This window comes from Helicobacter muridarum (assembly GCF_000765805.2).
Lineage (GTDB): Bacteria > Campylobacterota > Campylobacteria > Campylobacterales > Helicobacteraceae > Helicobacter_A > Helicobacter_A muridarum.
In genome coordinates this window covers 173,118-197,610 of the sequence record NZ_JRPD02000001.1, presented here as the reverse complement: position 1 = coordinate 197,610, position 24,493 = coordinate 173,118, and the positions used below count along the sequence as shown (strand labels likewise).

The following is a 24,493-nucleotide window of genomic DNA, read 5'->3' as shown; positions in this document are numbered from 1 at the left end:
TATAAATTTATATGTGATTAATCAATAACAACAATTTTAGCGAATTTTCTTTTGCCTAATTTTATAACATACTGACCCTTTTGTGAAAAAACATAGCTATCATCTTTGATCTTTTCTTCGTTGATTTGCAATGCTCCAGCCTTAATATCACGCCTAGCCTGTGAGCTAGATGGAGAAAATCCTAAATCCAACAAAACCTTGCATATCCAAGAGTCAATCTGTATATATATGGAGTCCATATCACTAGGCAAACTCTTTTGAGAAAAGATTCTATTAAATTCTTCTTGCGCCTGTTTAGCTAGGATCTCATTATGGAATCTAGATGTAATCTCTAAGGCTAATGCTTCTTTTGCTGCTTTTGGATGCAGCGCATGATTCGCTACATCTTGCTTTATGACTTCTATCTCCTTTAATGTCTTAGAACTTATTAATTCGTAATAACGCCACATAAGTGTATCTGACACGCTTAAAATCTTCGCATACATACTATTGGGCTCTTCTGCTAGTGCAATATAATTATTTAAGCTCTTGCTCATTTTACTCACACCATCTAAACCCTCTAATAACGGCATAGTAAGTACACTTTGTTCTTTATTACAATTATATGCCCTTTGCAAAGATCTACCTACAAGCAAATTGAATTTCTGATCTCCACCACCCAACTCTATGTCGCAATCAAGAGCTACTGAATCATAACCTTGTAATAATGGATACATAAATTCAACAATAGATATGGGTAGATTATCCTTATATCGTTTGGTAAAGTCATCTCTTTCCATCATGCGCGCTACTGAATAATGTGAAGTAAGCTGCATGATCCCAACACTACCCAAGCTACTTAGCCATTTGCTATTAAAACACACATCTGTAAATTCTGGGTTTAGTATCTTAAACACCTGTGTCTCATATGTTTTTGCATTTTGTGCCACTTCTTCAAAGCTTAAAGGTTTCCTAGTCTCGTTTTTGCCCGAAGGATCGCCTATTGTGGCGGTAAAATCCCCTATAAGAAATTTCACTATACCGCCATATTTCTGAAAAGTAGCTAACTTTGTTAGTAATACAGAATGACCTAAATGCAAATCTGGCGCAGTAGGATCAAAACCGGCTTTAACAATAAATCTCTTGCCAGTTGTATAGAATCTAGATACTAATGATTCTATATACTCTTTACCTATAAACTCTATACAGCCTCTCTCAAACTCATTCATTGCTTCTTCTACATTGTTGCATATATTAGAATCTCGGATTGGTTTCATTTGCATCCTTAAATAAATTATGAGCCTTGATAAGCATCTTTCAGGCTAGAAATCTCAACTATGTTAAATTTCTTCTTGATCACATCATACAAGAATTTACCATCTCTACTATCAGATTCCACAATCAACTCACAAAGTGGCGAAAATGTATTCTTGTGGCTATCATATGAAATACTAATGACATTATATTGATGCTTTGCTATAGCATTTAGGAAAGTAGCCATAGTGCCTCTCTTATCCTCAAGCTTGGCAATGATCCTAAATCTATATTTTACATTCTTTGTCCATTTTATAAAAAGCTGATTATCGCCATTATTGATTTCTTGATTAGCACTTTCACAAAGCTTATGGTGAACAATAGCTTTTTGTCCTTTTTTTATTGCTACAATAGAATCTCCATATTTTGGATGACAACAAGAATCAAATAAAGCCTCATTAATATTACGATTAGTGTAAATTAATAGATTGTCAAATTGCAATGGGCTAAGTTTTATGGTCTTAAATCGCAACATTGCAAAGAAATTATTATCAATGTTATATTCTTTTTTGATTCGATTCTTAATATCCTTTAGAAATACCAAATCAGTCGCAGCACGATAAATACAACCATCAAGATTATTATTCTTAACAAACTCATAAAACATCACATGTTCTTTTTCAAATATTGTGCTAAGTATATTGAATGCCACTTTTCTATCAATTTCTTTAATTTTATTATTGCATATAGTGCGCATATGGGCTTTTGCTTTAGATGTTTTTACAGAATCTATCCATGTGCATCGTGTTTGAGCTTGCTCACTTGTAACAATATGCACTATATCTCCGCTCTTTAACTTTTGCAATAATGAAACAGGTTGATGATTTACATAAGCCATCTTAGCCTTATTTCCCAACTCGCTATGCACAGCATAGGCAAAATCTAGCACAACAGAGCCAAATGGTAAATTAAATGTCTTTCCATTTGGCGAAAATACAATAATATCTTCGTTATATAGATCATTTTTTGCAAGTTCATAAAATTCCTCAATAGAATTATCACCATATTGCATATTCTTTAACCATTCCGTATTTGGAGCGATACCACCACTTTTATATTTCCAATGAGCAGCTACTCCAAATTCAGCTATTTTATGCATATCAAATGTGCGAATCTGCACTTCAAAAATAGCCCCATCATCAAACACAGTAGTATGTATAGTTTGATATGCGTTTTCCTTTGGTAGGGCTATGTAATCTTTTAATCTTGATGGAATCGGCTTAAAATTCAAATGAATTATGCCTAATGCGCGGTAACAATCAAGAGGAGTCTTTACTATAACTCGCGTTGCTAGTAAATCTAACATCTCATCAATACCAATACCCTTTCTTTGCATCTTAAGATAAATAGAATATGGACGCTTTAGCCTACCATGAATCTCAAAGCTATTGCGCAAGAATCCATTACCAAGCAAAAAAGTCTCTATTTTGTTTTTGAAGTGATTTAACTTTAATCTAAGATTCTGGCTTTCATTGTTAATATAATTTTGAATCTTATTATATTCGCCTGAATAGTAGTAATAAAAGCTCTTATCTTCTAGTTCATTTTTTAGAGAAGAAATTCCAAGCCTATGTGCAATGGGCGCATATACTACTAATGTTTCCTCTGCTATTCTCATTTGCTTCTTAGTGCTAAGTGCGTCCAGTGTAAGCATATTATGCATTCTATCGCTAATTTTAATGATAAGAACTCTTGCATCATCTACGCTTGCAAGTAAAATTTTACGAAACGAAAGTGCCTGAGCAGCTAGCTTTTCGTTACTAGTAGCAGATGGTAGCTCCCCGTCTCGAATCTGAACGATTTTAGTCAAAGCATCAACAAGTTTTCCTACTGATTCTCCATATTTTTCGTATACATAACCAATTTCACATAATGTATCCTCCACAACGTCATGCAAAAGTGAAGCACAAATCATAGATTCATCTCCACCATAATATGCAACAATACAAGCAACACAAATAGGATGTATCACATATGGAATACCGCTTCGTCTTAACTGCCCATCATGAAACTTTTGTGCATCTTCTACTGCCTGCGTAACCTTAGTCGTAGGTGGCTTGATTGAATATAATTGAGAAAGCGCAGAATCGATAGAATTTATTTTAGATAAAGTAGTAAAGAATTCCACCTTAAGCCTTATAGTTGAGATTTTAATCTATCTATATTCTTGCTAGTTCATTCTTAAATTGCAAGCAACTTGCATTACCAAATAGACCAACCTAAAGCAATACAGAACAAAAACATTAGTGCGAATACATAATCTAAGCATTAGCCAACATGGATTCCAAGTAAAACAATATAGTTTATATGTCCTTAAGGAAACACCATTTAAAACAAAAAGCACTAGAATCTATCATGTGCTAAAGTTATCTTTCCCTCAGCTATTTCCTGCAAAGCAATATCAGATAGATCCATTTTTTTAATATGATCTTCAGATTGAGAAAGCAAAGGCTTATCCCCATTACTAAGCTCTTTAACACGAGAAAATACTAAAGCACAAAGCCTATATCTATCATTGCCTGTCCGTTCCAAAGCCTTTGAAATGATTTGTTCTGCTCGCATAAACCAACCTAAACCAAAAAGATTATTAAATATATTATAAGGATAAACTATAATTATATCCAAAAAGACTAAAATTTTAATAGAAATGAACATTCATGTAGAACATTTTAATAGATAGCATGCTACAATCAGATAAATTATTTATGCAAGTTATGCAAGGAGTGCTAAGGTGAAAGGCTTTAAAATCTTTACAGGCAGCGCACATCCAAAGTTTAGTAAGGGGCTAGCATCTTATCTTGATTGCGCCCTTTCTAAGGCAATTTTGGAACGTTTTAGCGATGGTGAAATCAACGTACAAATTGGAGAATCTGTAAGAGGTAAAGATGTCTTTATAGTGCAACCAACCTGTGCGCCAACCAATGATAACTTGATGGAACTGTTAATTATGGTTGATGCCTTTAAACGTAGTAATGCTAGTTCTATAAACGCAGTTATCCCATATTTTGGCTATGCCAGACAAGATAGAAAAGCTGCCCCTAGAGTGCCAATAACTGCAAAACTTGTAGCAAACCTCATTCAAAGCGCAGGCATAGATAGAGTAATTACAATGGATTTACATGCTGGACAGATTCAAGGATTCTTCGATGTGCCCGTAGATAATCTCTATGGTGCTATCGTATTTCGTGATTATGTAAGGCATAAAAATTTTACTAGTCCAATCATTGCTAGTCCAGATATTGGTGGAGTATCTAGAGCTAGATATTTTGCCAATCAACTAGGACTTGATCTGGTCATTGTTGATAAGAAACGAGAAAGAGCAAATGTAAGCGAAGTTATGAATATTATTGGAGACGTCAAAAACAAAGATGTGATTCTAATTGATGATATAATCGATACAGCTGGAACAATGTGTAAGGCGGCACATGTATTAAAGGAGCAAGGTGCAGCTAGCGTCATGGCAATAGGCACGCATGCTGTGCTAAGCGGTGAGGCTTATGATAGGATTAATCAGAGTGTGTTAGATGAAGTAGTTTTAAGCGATTCTATTCCGTTAAGACAAGAAAGCAAAAAAATTACTATTCTTAGCGTTGCTCCGCTATTTGCTGAGGTAGTGCGTAGAATTTACCGCAATGAAAGCGTTAATTCATTGTTTATTTAAACAGCAATATTTATAAAATTTTAATTGATTTAATCAATATCCTCAAATCTATAAACGCTAAGGAAAGATATTACATGATAGTAAAGGATATTTATGAAATACTTGATTCTATAAGTCCATTTGCATTACAAGCCTCTTGGGATAATTCTGGCTTAAACATAGGATCTTTATCTATGTCATTTAAACAAGTATATATTAGCCTTGAGCTTGATTGGCAAGTTTTGAATTGTATTGATGAATTTAGCTTACTTATTGTGCATCATCCACTCATATTTAAGCCATTAAAGACATTGGATACAAATACTTATCCAAGCAATCTAATTGCGCAATGTCTGAAAAAAAATATCGCAGTTATTGCTATGCACACAAACTTTGATTTAACCCATCTAAATAAGACTTTTGCTAATTCATTGCAACTTGAAGAATTGGGCTTTACCTTGGAATCAAGCAAAGAATTTAGTCTCATTTATATAAACACCTCAAAAAAACCAATAGCACTAGACTCCATTGCCACGCATATAAAAAATAAGCTTAAGCTAGATGTATTGCGCTATTCAAAAGGCTTTGATTTTTTACAAAGTGACTCTAGAATTTTTATTACCTGTGGGAGCAATGCTCCTTCACATTGTATAGCTAACAAAAATGATTGCGTAATCACAGGCGATATAAAATACCATGATGCAATGATTGCAAATAGCAATAATGTTAGTTTTATTGATGTTCCACACTTCGAGAGTGAGTATATTTTTGCAACACTGCTTGCCGAAACTTTGCAAAAAAGTAATATTCAGGCTATAATTGCCAACTCACATAATCCATTCTGCTACATTTAAGAGGAGATACAAATGAGTGATAATCCTACATATGAAAACTTACGTAATAGGAATCTACAAAAACTTATAGAAGTTAATAAATTTGATTGGGAAATTTCAAAATTTAATCCCTTAATTGATGAAAAAAGAGCTCCTATTGTCAAAAAGGAGAAAGAAAAAAAACAGTTCTTTAAGGAAAAGCAAGAGCTAGAACAATCAATACAAGAAAAAAGAGAATTACTTATAAAGACAAATGAAGAGCTAGGTGTTATATCTAGTGAGATTGAAAAAATACAAGAAAAACTAAAAGATAGCAAGAGCGAAAAAGAAGTAAAGAATCTAAGTATGGAAGAAGATATTTTACGTGAAAAGATTCTAGGATTTAACAATGAAATAGCAAATATAGAATCATATATAAAACAAGCTGAAAAAAAGATTGTTAATCTAGGTTCTGATATTGAAGAAACTAGCAAGGAGATTATAGAGTTAGAAGAAGAATCTAATGATGAAATTGCAGCAATCAAACAAAGTCAAGATAAAGTAAGCGCAAAGAGGCAACAAGTAGCACTTGATATGGAGCCAACACTGCTAACTCTATACGAGAAAATAAGAAAATGGGCTGGTAACACAAGCGTTATCCACTTATATAAGGATGCATGTGGAGGTTGTTTTATACGTTTAAATGAAAAAAATCTTATTGATGTTCGTAAGGGTGCTGATATTGCACATTGTCCACATTGCGGAAGGATTCTATATGACAAAGAAATTTACGGCAATTCACAATCAAGCAATATAAAAAACCAAGATGAGATAAAAAACTAATTTTATTAATCCTAGTGGTTTAATAATGACATTTATTTATTATGTTCTAGCTTGCCTAGCCCATATCATAGCCACTCCTGCAATAATTATTCTATCATTTAAGCAAAAGTATCGTAATAGTCTAAGAGCTAGATTCTTATTCGCCAAGAATCATTCCAAAGAGAGCTATGACTTTTGGTTACATGCTTGTAGCCTTGGGGAAGTGAGCTCACTAAAGCCAATTGTTGATTCTATACCTAGCACAAAATCAATCTTCTTAACAGTCATTACAAACACAGGATTTACAAAAGCTTATAATCTTTTTGGAAATAGAAAAAATTTGAGCATTGAGTATTTGCCATTTGAGAGTTTATTGCCACTTGTTGCTCCAACTTGTAAAAATTTACTAGTATTTGAAGCAGAAATATGGCTTATGCTCTTCTTTCACGCTAAGAGATTGGGAGCAAAAACAAAGCTTATCAATGCACGTATTTCAAAGCGGAGCTTTAAGAGATATTTGATGCTTAAAAACTTTTATAAGCATATTTTTCTGCATATAGATTATGTATTAGCGCAAAGCAATAAAGATTTATCACGTCTAAAGCTACTTGGAGCTAATAATATTCATGTCATTGGAAATATCAAGATTTTATCTACAATAAAACCTAGCAAGCTTTACACAAAGCCAAAACGCTTAATTGTGCTTGCAGCTAGCACGCATGACAAAGAAGAGGAGCTAATATTAGAATCATTTATAAAATTTCGTAACATATACAATAAAAAAAAATCAAATGAAACTAAAAAGGGACATTATGAATATAAATCTAGTAAACCAAACCCGTTATTAATTATTGCACCAAGACACCCCGAGCGATTTGGGATAGTATATAACCTCTGTGCTAAAAGTGCCAATGTTAACTGTTGGAGTGATTGGATAACAAATACTCAATGTAATGAAGAATCTAGCAAAGAAACCCTAGACAATATACAATCAGATATTTTACTTATAGATACATTAGGAGAATTAATTAATTTATATGCCATAAGCGATATTGTGATACTAGCGGGTAGCTTTGAGAAAATTGGCGGACATAATCCATTAGAGCCAGCCACATTTGACAATGTGCTAATTAGCGGTAAGGAAATCTTTAATCAGCAAGCATTATTTAGCTGTGTAGAAAATTATTATCTAGTCTCTAAGAATGAATTAACAAATAAACTATCACTATATCCTAATCTACACAAATCAAGAATCAATGTCAAAATAATAGATAACATGCTAAAAACAATAATAGACTAAGTGTAAATACATAAATAAAATCAAAGTTTAGCAGCAAATTCACTTTGATTCATGAAATGACTTTGTATTTATGTATTTACAAATTTACTAACATTAAAATATATATCCTATAAGTTTTAAGTCGCAATCAACCCTATTGCTTTTTCAATAATACTCTATAATATATTATTATTTCTGCCATTTCTTTACTACCACCAGTTTTGCAATCTTAGATTCTATCTCTAGGCTTTTATTTAAACTTTGAATGACTTTTTCAAAGTGTTTAAAGTCTATTTCTTCTCCCTTATGGGATTTAAGATATTTATCTAAAACTTGATAACCGCCGATTTTATATTCCCAAACCGCTTCGCTCACACCGCAAAAGTGTAAATTTTCATTGACAAAAAGCTTTTGTGCTTCGGCGTCATAGGCGATTTTTTCAATTTTGAGATTTTTATTTTTTGTATCTTTGTATTTGGCTTCACCGATTTGCTCACTCATTTCTTACCCTTTCATTTATATAAAGTGGAAAAACATAGCTCCCACCACCCACCAAATGTAAATCAATAATGTTTTGCGTGATAAAAATATTATCAATCTCTTGCAATTTGCACCCCCTATCACAGACTAAACCGATATTCATATTTAAGCCTTTTGGTAGAGATAGAGAGGAAAGATTGTTCCTGCACCTGTGTTGCCACCACCCATTAGCGATAAATCTACTAGAGTATTCGTTACTATCACACATTGCCAAGAACCGCTCATCTTGTATTGTCTTGCCAAATTTAGCCCAATATTGCAAGTCATTCTCATCATTTCTGTTCTCTCTCTCTCTCTCTCTCTTGTTGTAAATCTTGCATTAGATGTGTAAGTATAAGCTCTTGTCCTAACGCACTTAAGGCTAAAAACTTTTCTTTGGATTCCACAAAGGGAATCTTTGGAAAGTCAATTTTCAAAAAATCAATATATTTTTCTCTATAATCTTTATGAAAAAGCACCGCATAGATATAGCCTAAAATCTGTTCAGGGCTAAAATGTTCGTTGTATTTAGAATCTATAAACTCTCTAAATTCGGGTGTGAAGTTTTCTACCCATTCAAACTTGTCATATTGAGCGTTAAGCGAAATATCTCTATCGGAGTCTTGTGAGATACTTCGGGCGGTTGCCCTTAAGTCATGACAAGTTTTAGTCTTTTTACTCTTTTTCTCTTTGCTAGATTCTGTATTTTTAAGATAAAGAGGCATTACTTGTTCGCCACCTCTGCGGTAAAAATTAATATCCACGATTTTGTCAGTGATTGCAATAGTATTTATCTCATCATCACCCACAGCCGAGCTTTGCCTTGAAACAAGTAATGCTTGATTTTTACCTTGCAAAAAATGTTGCATTACTTCGCCTCGTGGCATACAATGAAAACCTTTGGATTTACCTGTATAATAAGTCCAACGAAAATCAAAAGGGCGATAATGGATTTTTACATAGTTATTTGAATTATTACCTGTGTCTCTTAATTCTTTTTGTGCATATTCTATTTTCCAATCTCTAGAATCTTTGCCTAAGTCAAATTCTTGTCTTGCACTTTCTTTATCCAGCTCCATAAACCTTTTAATGCGTTTTTTGAATCTCTCTAACGATTCAAGGCTATCAGAATCCGACATTACAAATTTATCTCTACCGCCCACAATTCCAACGCTTGAAACCTTAAAAATATCTTTGACGCTCCAGCCCTTATCATACTCTGCCCTTAAACTCTCATTTTGTGGGATAAAAAGATAAAAAGGCTCTTTGGGCTCTAATGTAGTCCAAGCAATAGAATCTAAGGTATTTTCATATAAAAAGTTTGTTTTATCGCTTCTTTTTCCATATAAATCATAGTGGTAGAGTGTAGAGAGATTATTTGTCATATTGAGCGAATGCGAAATATCTCGGGATTCTTCGCCTGTCGGCTCAGAATGACAAGCCCCGCCCTTTAAGGATTTTTTGCTATTTTTCACAAAGATATTAATACTTACACCTTGCATAATATCAAAGACATTTTCATCTTTACTCCCATCAGGTGCGGCTTCCTTTTTCCTCGCATTGCCGTGCAAATCTAAAATATAGATTGTATCAAAGGTTTTTAGCAAATGATAGCGCATACCGCGAAAGGTGGGATTGTCTAAAAAACTATTGTTAGAGATAAAGGCAAAGATTCCACTATGTTGGGCTTTGATTTTAGATTCTGCAAAGCAGATAAACTTCACATAATCATCAAGTAACCATTTGGGATTTTTCTCATTTTTAAGCTTTTTACGCTCTAAAATAGCTTTAAAGGCTTTTTGGGATTCTTTTGTTTTATTTTTAAGATGTAAGTCAATATATTTTTGCTCATTTTCATTTAAATGTGCCTCACTTGGCTCTAAGCCATAAGTGATACGCACATTATCCTCAAATAAGCCCTTGTTCGCACTTGCCCCACTATAAGGCGGATTGCCTGTTATAATCAAAATTGCATTTTCTTTGATTCTTTGCGCTTCTTTAAACTCTTGTGCTAACTCTATCATTCCCGCAAAAAGATTGCTTTGCTTTCTTTTTTCATCTCTTTCTTTGTTAAAATAAAGTGTATTTGTTAAGCGGATATTTAAAGACTCTCTATCATGCAAGGGTGCGTTAAACTCCTCCTTAAAGCTTTGTGAAAGCTTTAAATGTGCTATTGTATAAGGAGCGATTAGAAACTCAAATCCAAAAAAGCGAGAAAGCAAGACTTTAGGATTATATCTTGGGCTATCTTTAGGGATAGATTCTAGGGCTTTGCGGAAAGCTTCAAGCAAAAATGTCCCTGTGCCTGTGGCGAAGTCTAAAAGCGTGATATTATCATTCTCCAAACTCGCACCCAAGCCATTTTGTAAGGTAAAATCTTTTTTAAGTATAGAATCTATGGCATTAATAATAAAGCTTACCACACTTGCAGGAGTGTAATACACGCCACGAATCTCACGCAATCTCGGGTCGTATTGAGAAAGAAAAGTTTCATAAAAGTGCAAATAAGGGTCTTTGTGTGTAAAATGTGTGGTGTAATGCCCTAACAAGTCTTTTTCACTTGCTTTGTTTAGCTCTTTTATAATGCTTATAATGTCAATATGATTGATAATATACAAAATCTCCCCTATAAGCCATTTGATAGAATCTAAATCCTCTAAATTGTCTAAAAATCCACTCATCGCACGAATAAGCGGAAAAGACTTAGGGATAAAGGCTTTGGCATTATACAAATCAATCTCCTTGCCACTTGTATTATTTAGCCTTGCAAGAAAAAGGCTATAAGTGAGCGTTTGTGCGAGGCTATCGGCAAACTCTGTGAAATTTAACTCTTTGTAAAGCTGCTCTTTAAAAGTTTCATAAAGGCTTGTAATATGCGTGTTTTCTTGCGCCTCTATTAAAGAATTTTTTAGAATCTGTGTGCGTTGAGCAAGAGTAGAAGCAAATTCTTGTGCAGTGATAATAGGCTTTGGGCTGTGAGCGAAAAAGAGTTTGAAAAGCTCGGTTAGTTCTTTTTCTTTAGATTCTAAAAATGTTTTGTTTTTAAGGGTGGCTTTAAGTTGGCTTAAATCGCAGATTCTACATTCTTGCACAATTTGTGCCTTGCCTTTGTCATTTTTGCGCACGAGGCAAAATCGCAAATAATCTGTAAGCATTAGATTATCGCTAAGTCGCAGATATTTTTCAATCTGGGGACTTTGCGCCACAGAATCCAAATCTGCATTGACGCGTTTGTTTTCAATATAGCCAATCATCAAGCCTTGATTTTGAATAAGAAAATCAGGTGCACCTCTGCCCTCTTTGTCGTTGTTTGGCTCGTGCTTGATATGGAGAGATTGTAAGGCTTTATCTTGTGTGCTAAGATTTTCTTTTAGGGATTGTAAAAGATTGTGCAAATATGTGCGGTAGGTGTGCTCTTTGTCTTGTGGTGAAATATTTTGAACTGCTTTAAGGTAATCTTTTAGAAATTGCATTCTCACTCCTTAATTATCAACAATTCATGGCTTTGTTTGATATTATTTGTATCACCTCTATCTAACCTGTTTTTGCCCACTCTTATCTCACCTTGTCCCATAGTGTATTGCCATTTTGGTTCTAAGATTCTATAATCCTTATATGCTTCACGCACAAATTCGCAATCATTATAGCTTAAAAGAAACTTGCCATTATGGTTTTTGAGGCATTGAGCTAAAAGTGCATGATTGAATATATTGTGATGAATAGGAAAATTCCGCATAGGGTAGATTCCTTTAAACATTATATTTAATCTTTTGTAAAGCATTTAAATAGCGACTTTTATCCTCATAAATCTTGCTCATCCAGCCTAAAAATCCGGGTCCATAGGAGAGATTAAAATTAAAATAATAATCTCTTGCAAGTGTGAGGGAATCTAAATGCTTCTGTGGAGTATTATTTGCATTTTTATGCCTCTCATTCCAATAAGCTTTCAGCTCCTCTTTTATCTCCGCATAGGTTTCTTTTGTGGGTTCAAGCTTCAAAAGTTCATCATAAAGTTTCAAGGAATCTACGATCAAAACCTGCCAAAAATTTACCAAAATATCAAAAATATCAAAGGCTTTTACTTCCAAATCTAACTCTAACGCACTTGCGATTTCTACGCTCCCTCCTCCCATAAAGGGCGAAATTAATCGCTTTATATCATTAGGAAAATGCTCCAAGATTAGCCCAACTGCTAGGCTTTTGCCTCCACCATAGCGCAATGGGCTTTTAGTATAGCGCTTATAAGCAAGGGATTTGCCTTTGAGAGAATGCAAGAAACACATCTTTTTCTCATTTAAGCCTTCATTTAAATCAAGTAAATGTTCTCTTATATTTCTATTAGGCTTGGTCAAAATTGCTCCTTTTAAGGCGTTGTTTTTATACAAATACTTAAATCACAAATCAAACTGCTCTTTTAGAAACTCTCTTGCGTTTTTGAGGATAAAAAAGTCTATTTCACTTTGTTTTTTGTAGCTTCTAAAGATTTTTTTTCAGCTCTTCTTCGTTAATTTTGATTTTAGAATCTTTAAGGATTGCATTTTGCTTTAAATCTTTTAAAAAATCCTCGCTAAACTCATTAGAATTTTGTTTAAAAACATTATTAAGAGTTGGGAATAAGTCTTTTTGATTAGTTACTTTGATTGAGATTTGTATTTTGTTCTGATTGTTTGTTTCAACATTTACAAATTTAAAAATAATTTTATTTTTATTATTATCGGCATTTTGTTTATATTCACTTGCATCAAAGAACACTTCATAATTTTGCTTTTCATCGCTTAAGGTAAGGTTTTGATAGAATGTGTCGGATTTGACATAATAGAGATTTTGTGTTTTGTAGAATAGGCTTGTGTCTTTGGAATTATTATACACTTTAGCATAGATGTTTTTATAGATTGGAGTATTGGTAAAAAAGGGTGTGCCGCTTTCGTTTAAATAACTATCAAAGAAAGTGTAAAGTTTATTGTAAATATCGTGTGATTGCAATTCACTTGTTATTTCTTTATCTAAATAGGCTTTGATATGGGTGAAGTATTGCTCTTTGATTTTAAGCAGATTGCTAAAGCCACTTTTAGCGATATTTCCTTGATGAAAATCCCTGATTTTCACACCCAAATAACAATCCTCTAGCTTAGAATAAAATGCTTTTTTGTAATCTTTGCTATGATTAGTATCCATCTCTAACCTTTGATTGTTTTAATCTCTATTTGTTTAGTAAAATTCTAGCTATATCGGACTTAATTCTTTATTGGATTATTTATCTAAATTTACTATGCTTTTTAAAGCATTACTATCGCTGCTCGTGATGAATATGCTGGATTTACAAATTTCATAAAAGAAAATTCTTTTAAAAGACTTTGTCCATTTGTTTCAAAAAGGTGTAAATACATAAATAAAATCAAAATCATTTCACGAATACAATCAAAGTCAAAGATATTTGCTGCTAAACTTTGATTTTATTTATGTATTTACAGCAAGGATAAGCTTTAAAGACAAGAAAATATATAACTTATTCTAATTTCTCCCTGCTTTAATTATAGAATCGTAATAACTAAAATAATTTTTCCTACTTTTCTTGGAAGCAAACAAATAAGTAAGAGAGCCCCCACCTTCAAAATTAACACGTGTATAGAATGGAGTTTGTGGACTAACACCACTAGTAACTATATCGCTTTCATGGATTAAACTTAAATTCTGACAACCAAATGCAGCCAATGTATCGCTACCTACAATAAAGACCATACCAACAGCATACTCGTTACATGCAGCAACTAAAGTTTTTTTAGTTGGATCATGCTTACCCCTTGAGTTTAAAAAACCCATAAGCAAATCTGAACTAATAAAATTAACAAATTGGTATTTTTCCTTGACTAAATTATATGTCATTTCATCTGGAGCAATTAAGAATGCTTTATCATTATAACTTCTAAATATAATTTTATCGCCTTGTTGTGCTGTTAGTTTTGGAGTTGGCAAATATGGTTGCTTTAATTGACTAAATGGAACAACTTTAGCCCTAGCCAAATCTCCATCAATGCTAATAATTTCAACATCTGCGACAACAACACGATAAGATTCTAAGTCTCGAATAATAATTCCCACCTCACCTACTTTAAGATTTTTAGCAGGAAAAGTTGCAAACCATACATCATTAATAGATTCCACGACTTGAATCTGACTTATTTCAATCTGGGTTAAATTTTTAAGCTCTTGAATCTTATGTTCATTTATTTCAAAATCCAAAGCTTGCTTGGTTTGGTTAGAGTTTATATTATTAGTGCTTTCTTTATCTTTAGAATTAGAATCTATATCACTAACTGCCCCGTAACAAACAACAAAATAATAAAATGATAATAAGATAAGAAATCGCAACATAATATCTCCATTCCGCACTAAAGGCATAAAATTTTTAAAATCTTACCACATCAAAACATGATAAGATTCTAACTTCTAAGTCCTATCATTTGAAGCTTAGTATATAAATAAAACAACATATCTAACTTTGCATTATATTAAGTAATTGAAGAACTAGAAAACATAATAAGTATTTTGGGCTATATAATAGCCTGAATTCAGATTTAAATCCCATTATTGAGGTAAGCATATAAAAATATATTATAAATGAGTTAAATACACCAACTATATAATGTGAGTAAGAGATAATGAATATATTAAGATAAATCCACCTACAAATAAAATAAGGCTTAACAAAAATGCAAGCTTAAACGCAGCCCCTCCAAGTGAGATGAATTTCTTCAAATCTGTTTGCAATCCAAGCGCGCACATAGACATAGTAAGAAACAAAACGCAAATTAGCTTACCTGATTCGATAATCACAGATGGAAAATCAATAATAGAATGTAAAACTATAACTATCATAAATCCAATCGCAAACCAAGGAATATGAAGTTTATTTCTTGTTTGTGGTTTATCATCATAAAAGAATTTCTGAAGTAATAACGGGACAATAATCAACGTAGGCACTAAAAGCATTACTCTAATCATCTTTACAATCAAAGCATAAGAAGCGCATTCTGGAGATATTGCATCGCCTGCACCAACAACATTTGCCACTTCATGCAAAGTAATACCTATATATAATCCCTCTTGTATAAAATCAAGAGGAATAAAACCTAGTTGATATAGCACAGGATATACAAACATGCCAATCAAACCAAATACAACAACAGTTCCAACAGCAATAACACCTTTGTATGTCTCTGATTTTATGGCTGATTCCATAGCTAGAATTGCTGCAGCTCCGCAAATAGCCGCACCAGCACTTACTAGGATTGATAAATCCCTATCAAGCTTTAGAACCTTTGTCCCTAGGAAGAATCCAATAATCAATATAGAAATAACAACAACTAAAGATAACAATACTCCAACAAATCCAACATCAGTAATATCATTAAGAGAAACATTAAAACCATAAAGAATAATGCCTAATCTTAGAATTCTCTTTGCACTAAAGCCAATGCCTGCTTCCATTTTTTTATGAAAGCTATGATTTTTCCTATATAAATCAGAGAGCAAAATACCAAAACAAACACCAATAATTAGTGGTGATATATGAAGTGACTTTGTGTAATCTAAGTTAGCAATAAATATACTAGCAGTGGCAATACAAAATGCAAGAAAAATACCTCCAGCATTAAAAAAAACAAAATTTCTCATTATAAATTCCTAATTAAATTATAATAAAATCTTGATAGATAAAATTATTAATGATATGAATTATATCGATTTTGGTAAAATATCGGTTAATTTATATGTTACATTTGTCAATTAATTAAGGATAAAATATGGAGAATAATGAAGATTCGGAATTTATCAATAATATAAAGTCAGATACTTATATAGATGAAAAGATTGGTGTTTTACGCGATAAAATTGACAGGCTGGATTTTGAAATGGCAAAGTTACTTAATAATAGATTTGAGATAGTTAAGCAAATAGGGCATCTAAAAATTCAAAATAACGCAACCATATATCGCCCCGATAGGGAAAAAAGCATTATTGATAATCTAGTAGAATATGCAAAACAACATAACCTTAGTAATCTAAATAGAGAGAGACTTGAATCGATATTTCATGAAATATTTGGCGTAGCCTTAAATATAGAAATGCCTCAAAGAGTTTCGTTCTTAGGACCGATTGGAAGCTTTTGTCACCAAGCAGCTGAAAGCATATTTGGACCTTTAAGTCGCTATTTAAGCGTAAATACTATAACTGCAGTTTTTCAATCCTTAAAAAACCACAATGCAAAATATGGAGTCATTCCACTTGAGAATAATACCAATGGCATGGTTGGAGAAAGTATTGACAATCTAGCAAGATGTAACTTTAGCATCATAGGAGAAATTGTATTTGACATTCATCATAGTTTTGCAACTATGGCACAAGATATTGGCGAAATTGAGCGAATTTACTCAAGAGATATTGCATTTGGACAATGCCAAGAATTTATAAACGACTATAACTTAAGCAATGTTGAGCAAGTCGGAGTTACTTCTACAGCATATGCTGCTAAGCTAGCTAGCAAGGATTCTAAAAGTGCTGCAATTTGTTCGCATATTGCAGCCAAAATATACGGGTTACCAATTATGTTTAATAAAATACAAACAAATTTTAATAATCAAACCCGCTTTGTAATCATTAGTGATTTTTTTAATCCGCAAGCAAAGAATCAAAAGACATCTATATTCGTAAGTATCAAAGACTTTGAGAAATCTGGCTCTTTGTTTGAATTGCTTCGTGATTTTAAAGAGGAAAATATCAATATTACAAAGATAGATTCACGCCCTATTCACTATGATAGAGGATTTCGTTCTGGATTTTATATGGATTTCTATGGACATAGATATGATGAGAATATAGCTAGAATCTTTGCTAAAAGAGGTGATGAAATCAAGTGGCTAGGTAGCTATCCTACCTCTACCACGAAAGAATCAAAGTAATTTATAATATTAAATAATGCTAAACTTTGTGTTACACAAAGTTAAACAAATTAAAATAAGCATTAAAGCTTTATATAAAACACTAATATCTAAAGATAGCTTTATTATGATATGTATATGTGAGAAAAAATGAATAATTTAATTAAGAATGGTTACGGGAGAGGGATTTGAACCCCCGACCTTTGGGTTATGAGCCCAACGAGCTACCTGGCTGCTCTATCCCGCGATATAAATGGCTAGGGTACAAGGATTCGAACCTCGGAATGGCAGGACCAAAACCTGCTGCCTTACCGCTTGGCGATACCCTAATATAAAATTAACTAAAAATTTCAACTAGAAATCAAAGATAGTATTATAGCGTGAAAATTTTGAAAGTCAAATATTTTTGCTATAATTTTTGCAAAAACGTAAAGATTAAGGCATATTCATGTATCAAAAAAGAGTGAGAGAAGCCATAGAAGAAATCAAAAACGGTAAAATGATAATTATTATGGATGATGAAGATAGGGAAAACGAAGGCGATTTGGTCATGGCCGGAATTTTTTCCACACCACAAAAAATAAATTTCATGGCACAAGAAGCAAGGGGATTAATTTGTGTATCTATCACACAAGAAATTGCCCTAAAGCTAGATTTACCCCCTATGGTTAGTAAGAACGATAGCAATCATGAAACAGCCTTTACTGTTTCTATTGACGCTAGAGAGGCAAAAACAGGTATCTCTGCTTATGAAAGAGATATGACAATTAGGCTTATGTGCGATGCAAATGCTTCTCCTAGTGACTTTGTGCGACCTGGGCATATATTTCCACTAATTGCTAAGGAGGGTGGAGTGCTAGCTAGGACAGGACACACAGAAGCAAGTGTTGATATTTGCAAACTCGCAGGTGTCTCTCCAATTAGCGTGATTTGTGAAATCATGAAGAAAGATGGCTCAATGGCTAGACGTGGTGATAAATTCTTACTTGACTTTGCTAAAGAACAGAATCTAAAAATTCTATATGTATCAGATATAATTCAGTATCGACTAAATTATGAGAATCTAGTCTCCAAGATAACTGAAGATGACTTTGAATTATTAGGGTATAAATGTAAGCGCATTATCTTTCATGACCATTTAGGCTATAAACATACATCATTTCAATTTAGCAAACATTGTATGGATATTCCGTTGGTTAAATTCCATAGCATTAGGAGTGATTTGGAGCTTCTGGAAAATGGAGCTGAGTTTGATGATTTATTAAAATCCATAGAAAAAATACAAAAAGAGGGTGGATATTGCATATTTTTGAATTCAGATTCATTACAAAATAAAGACGTAAAAGATTATGGGGTAGGAGCACAAATTTTAAGGCTACTTAAGGTTGAAAGCTTTAGATTACTTAGCTCTAGTAAGAGTGAATATGCGGCTTTAAGTGGTTTTAATCTTACATTATTAGAAAAAATAGAGATTTGATTATATTGAACTCTAAATGTATTTGAATTCAAAGCAAAATAGGCTATTATTATCTATACATTGAGATAAACAATAAGCATTTTAGTAACAACTAAGGAAAAGATTTTGAAATTACATAGCCAAGAGATGTTTATCATTTTGGATCAATAGGTACAAAGTGAGAATCTTTAACGCCATAAAATCTATTATGATATAAAACTTGGTTGTTTTGAATTTTTTCAGAAAAGAATCTATTCCAACCTTTAGTATTTTTTGAAAGCATAACATCTACACCTAAGGCAGTAGCATAATTTACCCAATCATATTGCAAATCAGAGCTTAATAAATCACTAAACGCCAAAAGTTTGTCGCCTAATAGACCAATAGAACTAACAACAAAAATATTTTTTGAATCTTCTTTTGGCACTAATCTTAATAAATATGGGTTATAGTTAATTTGAGTAGAAAGAAATGCTATTGGTACTTGAGATGTATTGCCTATTTGCGGAATGATTAACCCGCTTTTAGTTACAGAAGTATTAAGAATTACCACACTTTGTTTTAAATCTTTTCTAACCTTACTTATTGAAGTCCCAAATTTTGTCGCTTGTTTGGAATCTACGCTCTCCTCTGCAAGAATGGAGCTAGCCTTCGCAGAAACAATTCCTCCTAGCATTCTACCAATCACACCATCATCGTTATAGCTTATGATTTTTGCTTTCTTGTCATTAGCAAAATCAAGCACCATCTGAATTTGCTTTTTATAATCTATACCACCAAAGAATATATTGCTAACATCTAGCGATGATGGAATTTGATACTTATTTAAAGTAGGCACAAATATTGGTGTTGTAATATCTGTGCTATTTATTAAATTCTCCAACCCTTTACCAGTTAAAATAGCTATTATGTAATTGAACTCCTGCTCTTGAATTTCAGAATATGCCCTACTTAGATTGCTTGCATCTTCATTTTGAGAATCAAATACATCAAACTCAAAGTCTACACCCTTTGTAATGAGATAAGAAAGAATACTAACGGCACTGCTAGCAGAATATCTACCAATGCTCTTTTGAGGGATAAGCAAAGCTATACGAATAATTTCATCACTAGTAATAATAGGCAACATTTCAGAATCTAGCAAAGCTTTAACAGCAGAGTTAAAACGCTTGCTTAAGAGATCGTCTTTGTAGTCTATATATTTTGACATAAAGCTGAAATACATCTTATTATCAAACATAGAATTTAGACAATTTTTTGTGCATTTTTTAGAATCTAGTCTAACTACTTCTTGCGTTGGAATTGGTATTGGCGAAATAAGATGATTATAAGACTCGCGCGTATAAAAATTATTGCCAGAAATATAATACTGATCTGCCCATACAAAAGCACTAAAAAAAAATATGACTCGAAGTAAGCTTCTACAAAACATTATCATCCTTGCTGAAACTTTGAAACAATTAATATTGTAGCACGAATCAAAAGATATTTACGCAATTCTTAATATGGGACTATAGAATGAAAATAAATTCTTATTAAAAAGGTTTTACCACAGCCATAATCACAATTCCTATCATTAATAACGTAGGAATCTCATTGAAGAATCTAAAGAATCTAGCACTCTTATAATTATCTAGCATCAAAGCTCTACGGTAAAATCCGCAAGCAAAATGAAAAATAATAAGCAACAATGCAAATGTTAGCTTTGCATGTAACCAACCACCGCTTGCAAATAAATGCGGATTAGATAATATCATAAGAATCCCGCTAATAATAGATAGTAGCATTCCGGGATAGCCAATGCCATAATAAAGTCGCTTCTCTTGTATTTGGACTACTTGCTTAAATTGTATATTGTCTTTCTGTTCTGAATGATATACAAATAATCTTGGCAAATATAGTAAAGCAGCCATCCATGAAATTACTGCAATAATGTGAAGAGCCTTAAAAGCACCATAAAACTCTATCATGCTGCTCCTTATTAAATAATATAGATTTAGAGTTGAAATTCTAGCCCAATAAACATAATCTATATCCACAAAGTGCTTAGTATCTAGTCCTAAAATTTAGCAACTACACAATATAAATAGCACAATGAACATAAATTGTTCATAGTAAATTATAAGTGTATATTTTGTAATTTATATTCACAAAATATATACAAAAAATATAATAAATGCAATGTTATAGATATATTTTTCTACAGTTGTATAGAATTAGTTCGTTATTACCTAATTTTTATCTTAATTTATTAATAAATAAAGATATTTTTATAAAAAATTAGGTAATTTCATGTTTTTTTTAAATATAATTAATACAAATCACATAAATTTTTAAGGAGGAGTTAATGTCAAACAAAAGGTTTGTTTTTAAGCAAGATAATTTGAGTAAAGAACAAAAAATTGTGTATGAAGAATTCAAAGAATTCATGCGTTTTAAGATTCGGTTTTGTGTTTTTTTGACTGTGTTGATTCTTGGTTGTTATTTTAGCTTCTTGGGGCTAGTTGGATTTTTCCCAGACCTTTTAGGTTTGAGGGTGGGGGATTCTCCTGTTACTGTAGGCATTGTCTTTGGAATCTGTGCAATTTTACTAGGCATTATTAGCACGGGATTGTATGGATTTGTGGCGAATTATTTTTTTGATGATAAGCAAAAAGAAATTCTTAACAAAATGCAAAAAAGCGAAATCATCTAAGGAAAAACAATGAGACAATTCAATACTTTTATTCTATTATTACTATTATTATGTAGCAATCTAGCCTTTGGGGCTGCATTTGATTCAGGTGATGATGAAGTAGTAAAAAATGAACTAAATATCACAGCTGTAATTTTGTTTCTAGCCTTTGTGCTAGTTACACTTGGCATTACTTACTACTCTAACAAAAAAACAAATTCAGCCGCTGCATTCTTCACTGCTGGGGGTGGTATCTCTGGGTTTCAAAATGGCTTAGCTATCTCTGGAGATTATATGAGTGCGGCAGCATTTCTAGGGCTTACCGCGCTTATATTCTCATATGGATTTGATGCCCTAGTTTATCCTGTTGGTTGGACTATTGCGTGGCCAGTAATACTATTCCTTATTGCTGAACGCTTTAGAAATCTTGGTAAATTCACCTTTACAGATGTAATAGCTCTGCGTCTAGAAGAAAAGCCAATAAGAATTGTAGCAGCCCTTAGCACACTAGTTATTGTAATATTTTATCTCATTGCGCAAATGGTTGGAGCTGGGCAGCTTATACAAACTCTCTTTGGCTTGCCATATGCCCTAGCTGTCGTTCTTGTTGGAATCCTAATGGTATGCTATGTTGTCTTTGGTGGTATGCACGCTACAACTTGGGTGCAAATCATAAAAGCAAGCTTGCTTCTAGGTGGGACAACCCTAATGGCTTTGATGATTCTTTATCTATCAAAATTTGATTTGAATTATTACTTTGATTTAGCAATCAACAATCACCCAAAAGGCGAAGCAATAATGAAAGCTGGGGTATTCTTTAAAGACCCAATAGCTACCATATCTCTTGGGTTAGCTGTTACATTTGGCACAGCTGGACTACCCCATATCTTAATGAGATTCTTTACAGTCAAAGACGCTAGTGAAGCTAGAAAGTCGGCATTCTATGCAACTGGATTCATAGGCTATTTTTTTATACTTACATTCGTGCTAGGATTTGGGGCAATAGCCTTTGTGCTTGGAGATCCAAAATATGTAGATGCACAAGGCAACTTTACAGGTGCTACAAATATGGTAGTTATTTTGTTATCAGAAATTCTAGGTGGAAATGTTTTGCTTGGATTTATCTCAGCAGTGGCATTTGCTACAATCTTAGCTGTTGTGGCTGGGCTTTGCATAAGCGGAGCTGGAGCAATCGCTCATGACCTCTATACAACCACAATCAAAAAGGGAAATGTGGATAGTAAGATGGCAATAAGGGTAAGTAAGATTTCTGCGGTGGTGCTTGGTGTGATTGCCATTGTGCTTGGATTTGTCTTTGAGAATCAAAATGTAGCATTCATTGTTGGACTAGTATTTGGGATTGCTGGAAGTGTTAATTTCCCAATCATATTACTTTGCATTTATTGGAAAGGACTAACCACTCGAGGCGTATTTATGGGCGGATTGATAGGTTTAATATCTGTTGTAAGCTTTGTAATTCTAAGCCCTAGCATGTGGGTGAAGACCTTGGGATTTGAAAAAGCAATATTTCCCTATGACCACCCCGCTATATTCTCTATCCCTCTTACATTCTTCTTGCTGTGGTTTTTCTCTATCACAGACAAGAGCGAGAGGGCAAAGATTGATAAAGAAGGTTTTGAAGCCTTTGATTTTAGGGCAAAAACTGGAATTGGTGCTGATAAAGCAGTAGCACATTAATATCAAAATAGATATCAGGATTCCTTAGACTAGATTTAAATATAAACATAGTTTAGCTTCATTTAATTAAGTGAAGCTCTGATTTGGTTGCTTGGTGGATTCTGCTTAGAATCCTCCCATTGCCTTAATTGTGAGTTATAATGCTGCTCTATTGAGAAATTCAAGCTCTTATTGTTATTAATACTATCATAAATCTTACTATACACAGAAGTATAACTTTTCTTCTTATGATATTCATCATTAATTATTTGATAATAGTTTGTTAACTCTTTTTGAATAGTTAGCTTTTGTTGATAATGTAAATACAGGTTATACGCACTGCTAAGCAACACAGCAAGAATCCCTATACCACCATATAAGATAATTCTGCGCTGCATGATATAAAACCGTTTAGGAATAATTAACATATTATGTAAAAATGACGTATTAGTAGAGTAAAAATAATTAATCATCAAAATTCTAAAACATTCAGATATATTAAACTTTTCTAAATAATGCTCAATATCTTTACTTGTATGCCAATTAGACTTAATAACATAAGATAGTATAGATTCTATTGTTGGGCTTTTACTAGTAGTAAATGATTGTGAAGTTAAATTACACACAATAACTTCACCTATAGAATCAATATTGCGATAATAGTTTTGTAATGGTATTTGTTTTTCTATTATTGCACAAAAATCAATAGCTCCATACCTATAATGTGCTATAGCATGCTTATGCTTATCTTGAAATATCACAGTATAATCACTCAAATTAGGGAACATCATATTGAGATTACTAAATATTAAAAGAGGGTTGACATAGTAAATATTGCTTTTTGATTCTATAGACTCCTCGCAAAGTAGCCTAGAATTTACAAAAAATGATTCAAATTTCACTCTAGTGCTATCCATATAATTTAATATGAATTGGCACTCATGTGTTGCTAATGGGATTCTTGTCTGCTTGGCTTTTGTTAATAGAACATCATCTAATTTTCTCTCATATAATTCTTGTTTTTGAATAATTAACTCTTTGTGTTGCAACAAATCAAGCGGGATAACACGTATTTTCTTATTAAATAAGCTAACCAATAAATCCCAATGTCTTGACTTAGAATATGGATAAAATTTATTATGATTCATAAATCCTAAGATTTTATCTACATATGATATATTTGACTCAAATGAGAATTGACTTATATTAATGATGTTAGAATCATATAGCGAATCATCGAATGGATAATCATTGGTTTGTTTGGAACTTAATCCTTGATATAGATCTAGCTTTGGAAAATACGAATAATTAACAAGCGAAGATGAACATTTAGCTAGCAGGGTGGAAAATTTATTAAGTATGCTTGAATAAAAACTTATCATTAT

The 24,493-nt window shown here is 32.8% G+C and carries 20 protein-coding genes, 2 tRNA genes and 2 pseudogenes; 8 read left to right on the top strand and 16 right to left on the bottom strand.

Going from position 1 to position 24,493, the window contains the following annotated elements; genetic code table 11:
* Window positions 1–17: 17 nt before the first annotated feature.
* The 3 genes from tyrS to LS73_RS00900 all read right to left on the bottom strand — a co-directional run bounded on the left by tyrS (window position 18) and on the right by LS73_RS00900 (window position 3,855).
* The gene (gene tyrS / locus LS73_RS00910; protein WP_052089491.1) at window positions 18–1,256 is read right to left on the bottom strand and encodes a tyrosine--tRNA ligase; all 1,239 of its coding nucleotides are present in this window, start codon (window positions 1,254–1,256) and stop codon (window positions 18–20) included.
* A gap of 17 nt (window positions 1,257–1,273) precedes the next feature.
* Complete coding sequence (locus LS73_RS00905) at window positions 1,274–3,421, bottom strand: RelA/SpoT family protein (RefSeq protein WP_034557067.1); 2,148 nt, start codon at window positions 3,419–3,421, stop codon at window positions 1,274–1,276.
* Window positions 3,422–3,636: 215 nt separating this feature from the next.
* Window positions 3,637–3,855, bottom strand: a complete 219-nt coding sequence (locus LS73_RS00900) for a DNA-directed RNA polymerase subunit omega (protein WP_034557459.1) — start codon at window positions 3,853–3,855, stop codon at window positions 3,637–3,639.
* Window positions 3,856–4,024: 169 nt separating this feature from the next.
* Here LS73_RS00900 and LS73_RS00895 point away from each other — a divergent pair, with 169 nt between their 5' ends.
* The 4 genes from LS73_RS00895 (at window position 4,025) to waaA (ending at window position 7,867) form a co-directional block, all read left to right on the top strand.
* On the top strand, window positions 4,025–4,954 hold the full coding sequence (locus LS73_RS00895) for a ribose-phosphate pyrophosphokinase (RefSeq protein WP_034557069.1): 930 nt from the start codon (window positions 4,025–4,027) through the stop codon (window positions 4,952–4,954).
* A 74-nt stretch (window positions 4,955–5,028) separates the two neighbouring features.
* A complete protein-coding gene (locus LS73_RS00890) occupies window positions 5,029–5,787 on the top strand; it encodes a Nif3-like dinuclear metal center hexameric protein (RefSeq protein WP_034557070.1) in 759 nt (252 codons plus the stop codon).
* Between the two features lie 12 nt (window positions 5,788–5,799).
* Complete coding sequence (locus LS73_RS00885; protein ID WP_034557072.1) at window positions 5,800–6,588, top strand: zinc ribbon domain-containing protein; 789 nt, start codon at window positions 5,800–5,802, stop codon at window positions 6,586–6,588.
* A gap of 25 nt (window positions 6,589–6,613) precedes the next feature.
* Window positions 6,614–7,867: a lipid IV(A) 3-deoxy-D-manno-octulosonic acid transferase gene (gene waaA / locus LS73_RS00880; RefSeq protein WP_034557074.1), complete on the top strand. Its 1,254-nt coding sequence runs from the start codon at window positions 6,614–6,616 to the stop codon at window positions 7,865–7,867.
* A gap of 168 nt (window positions 7,868–8,035) precedes the next feature.
* On the opposite strand, the gene LS73_RS00875 is transcribed toward waaA, so the two are convergent.
* The 8 genes and pseudogenes from LS73_RS00875 to LS73_RS00845 all read right to left on the bottom strand — a co-directional run bounded on the left by LS73_RS00875 (window position 8,036) and on the right by LS73_RS00845 (window position 16,039).
* Entirely contained in the window at window positions 8,036–8,347 is a 312-nt protein-coding gene (locus LS73_RS00875; RefSeq protein WP_034557075.1) for a type ISP restriction/modification enzyme, read from the bottom strand.
* On the bottom strand, window positions 8,340–8,489 hold the full coding sequence (locus LS73_RS10080; protein ID WP_081955496.1) for an adenine specific DNA methyltransferase: 150 nt from the start codon (window positions 8,487–8,489) through the stop codon (window positions 8,340–8,342). The genes LS73_RS00875 and LS73_RS10080 overlap by 8 nt, the downstream gene beginning before the upstream one ends.
* Before the next feature lie 2 nt (window positions 8,490–8,491).
* A complete protein-coding gene (locus LS73_RS10075) occupies window positions 8,492–8,653 on the bottom strand; it encodes a hypothetical protein (RefSeq protein ID WP_158655857.1) in 162 nt (53 codons plus the stop codon).
* Window positions 8,654–8,658: 5 nt separating this feature from the next.
* On the bottom strand, window positions 8,659–11,838 hold the full coding sequence (locus LS73_RS00865; RefSeq protein ID WP_052089492.1) for a type ISP restriction/modification enzyme: 3,180 nt from the start codon (window positions 11,836–11,838) through the stop codon (window positions 8,659–8,661).
* A 2-nt stretch (window positions 11,839–11,840) separates the two neighbouring features.
* A pseudogene (locus tag LS73_RS00860) lies at window positions 11,841–12,648 on the bottom strand (DNA adenine methylase).
* A gap of 114 nt (window positions 12,649–12,762) precedes the next feature.
* Window positions 12,763–13,540: pseudogene (locus LS73_RS00855) on the bottom strand (site-specific DNA-methyltransferase); the annotation flags it as partial.
* Between the two features lie 336 nt (window positions 13,541–13,876).
* The gene (locus tag LS73_RS00850; RefSeq protein ID WP_052089493.1) at window positions 13,877–14,737 is read right to left on the bottom strand and encodes a plasminogen-binding N-terminal domain-containing protein; all 861 of its coding nucleotides are present in this window, start codon (window positions 14,735–14,737) and stop codon (window positions 13,877–13,879) included.
* Between the two features lie 264 nt (window positions 14,738–15,001).
* The gene (locus tag LS73_RS00845) at window positions 15,002–16,039 is read right to left on the bottom strand and encodes a YeiH family protein (RefSeq protein ID WP_034557078.1); all 1,038 of its coding nucleotides are present in this window, start codon (window positions 16,037–16,039) and stop codon (window positions 15,002–15,004) included.
* Between the two features lie 128 nt (window positions 16,040–16,167).
* Here LS73_RS00845 and LS73_RS00840 point away from each other — a divergent pair, with 128 nt between their 5' ends.
* Window positions 16,168–17,322, top strand: coding sequence for a bifunctional chorismate mutase/prephenate dehydratase (locus LS73_RS00840; protein WP_104692184.1), 1,155 nt, complete (start codon window positions 16,168–16,170; stop codon window positions 17,320–17,322).
* 149 nt (window positions 17,323–17,471) lie between these two features.
* Here LS73_RS00840 and LS73_RS00835 read toward each other — a convergent pair.
* A tRNA-Met gene (locus LS73_RS00835) sits at window positions 17,472–17,548 on the bottom strand.
* Between the two features lie 7 nt (window positions 17,549–17,555).
* Window positions 17,556–17,630: transfer RNA gene (locus LS73_RS00830), tRNA-Gln, on the bottom strand.
* A 119-nt stretch (window positions 17,631–17,749) separates the two neighbouring features.
* Here LS73_RS00830 and LS73_RS00825 point away from each other — a divergent pair.
* Entirely contained in the window at window positions 17,750–18,778 is a 1,029-nt protein-coding gene (locus LS73_RS00825) for a bifunctional 3,4-dihydroxy-2-butanone 4-phosphate synthase/GTP cyclohydrolase II (protein WP_034557079.1), read from the top strand.
* Between the two features lie 133 nt (window positions 18,779–18,911).
* On the opposite strand, the gene LS73_RS00820 is transcribed toward LS73_RS00825, so the two are convergent.
* Window positions 18,912–20,189: a hypothetical protein gene (locus tag LS73_RS00820; protein ID WP_104692183.1), complete on the bottom strand. Its 1,278-nt coding sequence runs from the start codon at window positions 20,187–20,189 to the stop codon at window positions 18,912–18,914.
* Between the two features lie 103 nt (window positions 20,190–20,292).
* Window positions 20,293–20,727, bottom strand: coding sequence for a protoporphyrinogen oxidase HemJ (hemJ, locus tag LS73_RS00815; RefSeq protein ID WP_034557082.1), 435 nt, complete (start codon window positions 20,725–20,727; stop codon window positions 20,293–20,295).
* A 377-nt stretch (window positions 20,728–21,104) separates the two neighbouring features.
* Between hemJ and LS73_RS00810 the strand changes: the two genes are divergently transcribed.
* A complete protein-coding gene (locus tag LS73_RS00810) occupies window positions 21,105–21,452 on the top strand; it encodes a DUF485 domain-containing protein (RefSeq protein WP_052089494.1) in 348 nt (115 codons plus the stop codon).
* 9 nt (window positions 21,453–21,461) lie between these two features.
* The gene (gene actP / locus LS73_RS00805) at window positions 21,462–23,129 is read left to right on the top strand and encodes a cation/acetate symporter ActP (RefSeq protein ID WP_034557084.1); all 1,668 of its coding nucleotides are present in this window, start codon (window positions 21,462–21,464) and stop codon (window positions 23,127–23,129) included.
* A gap of 62 nt (window positions 23,130–23,191) precedes the next feature.
* On the opposite strand, the gene LS73_RS00800 is transcribed toward actP, so the two are convergent.
* Entirely contained in the window at window positions 23,192–24,490 is a 1,299-nt protein-coding gene (locus tag LS73_RS00800; RefSeq protein ID WP_034557086.1) for a hypothetical protein, read from the bottom strand.
* Window positions 24,491–24,493 lie beyond the last annotated feature (3 nt).

What these genes read in the sequence shown, in the direction of transcription:
- tyrS (WP_052089491.1), bottom strand. Translation starts at nt 1,256, where the DNA reads ATGAAACCAATCCGAGATTCTAATATATGCAACAATGTAGAAGAAGCA.
- LS73_RS00900 (WP_034557459.1), bottom strand. Translation starts at nt 3,855, where the DNA reads ATGCGAGCAGAACAAATCATTTCAAAGGCTTTGGAACGGACAGGCAAT.
- LS73_RS00890 (WP_034557070.1), top strand. Translation starts at nt 5,029, where the DNA reads ATGATAGTAAAGGATATTTATGAAATACTTGATTCTATAAGTCCATTT.
- LS73_RS00885 (WP_034557072.1), top strand. Translation starts at nt 5,800, where the DNA reads ATGAGTGATAATCCTACATATGAAAACTTACGTAATAGGAATCTACAA.
- waaA (WP_034557074.1), top strand. Translation starts at nt 6,614, where the DNA reads ATGACATTTATTTATTATGTTCTAGCTTGCCTAGCCCATATCATAGCC.
- LS73_RS00875 (WP_034557075.1), bottom strand. Translation starts at nt 8,347, where the DNA reads ATGAGTGAGCAAATCGGTGAAGCCAAATACAAAGATACAAAAAATAAA.
- LS73_RS10080 (WP_081955496.1), bottom strand. Translation starts at nt 8,489, where the DNA reads ATGAATATCGGTTTAGTCTGTGATAGGGGGTGCAAATTGCAAGAGATT.
- LS73_RS10075 (WP_158655857.1), bottom strand. Translation starts at nt 8,653, where the DNA reads ATGACTTGCAATATTGGGCTAAATTTGGCAAGACAATACAAGATGAGC.
- LS73_RS00865 (WP_052089492.1), bottom strand. Translation starts at nt 11,838, where the DNA reads ATGCAATTTCTAAAAGATTACCTTAAAGCAGTTCAAAATATTTCACCA.
- LS73_RS00850 (WP_052089493.1), bottom strand. Translation starts at nt 14,737, where the DNA reads ATGTTGCGATTTCTTATCTTATTATCATTTTATTATTTTGTTGTTTGT.
- LS73_RS00845 (WP_034557078.1), bottom strand. Translation starts at nt 16,039, where the DNA reads ATGAGAAATTTTGTTTTTTTTAATGCTGGAGGTATTTTTCTTGCATTT.
- LS73_RS00840 (WP_104692184.1), top strand. Translation starts at nt 16,168, where the DNA reads ATGGAGAATAATGAAGATTCGGAATTTATCAATAATATAAAGTCAGAT.
- LS73_RS00825 (WP_034557079.1), top strand. Translation starts at nt 17,750, where the DNA reads ATGTATCAAAAAAGAGTGAGAGAAGCCATAGAAGAAATCAAAAACGGT.
- LS73_RS00820 (WP_104692183.1), bottom strand. Translation starts at nt 20,189, where the DNA reads ATGTTTTGTAGAAGCTTACTTCGAGTCATATTTTTTTTTAGTGCTTTT.
- hemJ (WP_034557082.1), bottom strand. Translation starts at nt 20,727, where the DNA reads ATGATAGAGTTTTATGGTGCTTTTAAGGCTCTTCACATTATTGCAGTA.
- LS73_RS00810 (WP_052089494.1), top strand. Translation starts at nt 21,105, where the DNA reads ATGTCAAACAAAAGGTTTGTTTTTAAGCAAGATAATTTGAGTAAAGAA.
- actP (WP_034557084.1), top strand. Translation starts at nt 21,462, where the DNA reads ATGAGACAATTCAATACTTTTATTCTATTATTACTATTATTATGTAGC.
- LS73_RS00800 (WP_034557086.1), bottom strand. Translation starts at nt 24,490, where the DNA reads ATGATAAGTTTTTATTCAAGCATACTTAATAAATTTTCCACCCTGCTA.